Source organism: Tepidibacter sp. Z1-5, assembly GCF_037844525.1.
GTDB lineage: Bacteria > Bacillota > Clostridia > Peptostreptococcales > Peptostreptococcaceae > Tepidibacter_A.
The window spans coordinates 1-1,696 of sequence record NZ_JBBMMD010000061.1; the positions used below are offsets into that span (position 1 = coordinate 1).

Here is a 1,696-nt window from a genome sequence, read left to right on the forward strand (position 1 = left end):
TAATCATAATTACCTCCTTGGTCTTAGAGATAATTATATCTTATTGCTCTGAATTATACATTCTTAAAAGATCAAGTTCTTACATACCTATTGTATCGTTTATAAAATTCAATCAATTCTCGAAGTTTAGGTGCTTTATTTCTACCACGTTTATCTGGTATATTACATATAGACCTAAAATAATTCATAGTACAGAATTTATTTACATCCTTAAATTCAATATTACATTTTAAAAATGCCTTTCTAAGATAAGCAAAATCAAAAGAATAATTATGTGCAATAAGTAGGTCTGTTTCTTCAAAATCATGTTTTATTATTTTTACATAGTCTTTAAATGTTTTTCCTCTTGATAATTTTTTAAGTTTTTCTACACTTAATCCATGAATTTCTTGAGCTTTTGGATAAATATAATCTGCTTTAAAATAATAGTTTTTAGGTATTATTTTTTTATCGTTTACAATAATATACGATAGTTGAATTATATCTTTATTAAATCCTGCTATTTCTGTGTCATATATTATAATTTTCATTTTTAACACTTCCTTTATTTTGATTATTAAGAAAAGAAAATATTTTTCTTTTTCTTTCTTTTATTATTACTTGGTCTTATTTTTACGAATAATCTACAATATATTCATTAATTTCATTTGTATTTTTTGCCAATCCATAGATAATCAAAATAATTGTGTTATATAAGAATCTAACAGCAAAGGATAAAATATTATTTTAAATTACAGAATTTTAGTTTTAAAAATTTAATTTCAGTTTCAGAAAAATAAAAAAGACTAATTAGCATGAGAATTCGGAAGATTCTTATTGATTTTATAGGAGAAGTGAATACTAATATAACCCTATTATTAAGTATAAGGTTATTGAAATTAGTAAAAAGAGTATGTATAAAAATATAACAATAATAAAAAATTATATTTTTTATATATACTCTTTTTTAATGAATTGTACAAATATTTAAAATAGGTTTTTATAATTTCCACACTCGAACTATATTTATAGATAATATACTATTTATTATTATGGAATACAAACTTTGAATATAGCTTTAAATATTTTACAATATATTCCACAAATGTAGTGGTGTTGTTTATCCTCCTTTGTTTTAGTATAGTACTCCCTAATCTTTAGTGAAAGAGGTTATAGGATATATAACCTCTTTGTTAATTTTATTTTAATGGATTTTTGAAAACACTTAATGTTTTACCACTCGGACTGTAAGTAGCTAAATAGTCGTAACCTTTTATTTCTTGTTCTGAAAGCGTTACATAAGCCTGTTCTTTTACATTTATATTCATTTTCTTGAAAACTCTAGTAACTGAATCTCCTTTTATACCTACTAAGCATTTTGTATTACTAGCAGTTACACATAGTACATCTTTTATACTGTAATCCTCTTTTAAATTGAATTGATTTCCGTCTACCATTTCAATTTTTTCAGGTTTAATTACGTAAGCGTTTGTAACCATCGTAACATCTAAAACGCCTGAATTAACATTCTTAGTATCTCCTATATTCATGTCAGATAAACCTCTAGTTTCTTCGTGCTTTGGAGGGTCTACGATTGGTTCTCCTATTTCACCCATCCATCCATTATTTTTAGCTATTCTGCTCATCATAACGATTGCTTGTTCTCTTGTAGTGTTTTGTTTAGGAGCTACTAAGTTGTTTCCTACTCCGTTAATTA

The 1,696-nt window shown here is 24.8% G+C and carries 2 protein-coding genes; both read right to left on the bottom strand.

All coding sequences use genetic code 11. The features are described 5' to 3' along the window. Positions 1–71: 71 nt before the first annotated feature. Entirely contained in the window at positions 72–530 is a 459-nt protein-coding gene (locus WJW32_RS12390) for a 3'-5' exonuclease (protein WP_340258784.1), read from the bottom strand. Positions 531–1,178: 648 nt separating this feature from the next. Beyond that, positions 1,179–1,696: hypothetical protein (locus WJW32_RS12395; protein ID WP_340258785.1), on the bottom strand; the 518-nt coding region annotated here is incomplete at its 5' end.

Bases quoted from the DNA above. Each gene is read 5' to 3' on its own strand.
- WJW32_RS12390 (WP_340258784.1), bottom strand. From the start codon at position 530: ATGAAAATTATAATATATGACACAGAAATAGCAGGATTTAATAAAGAT.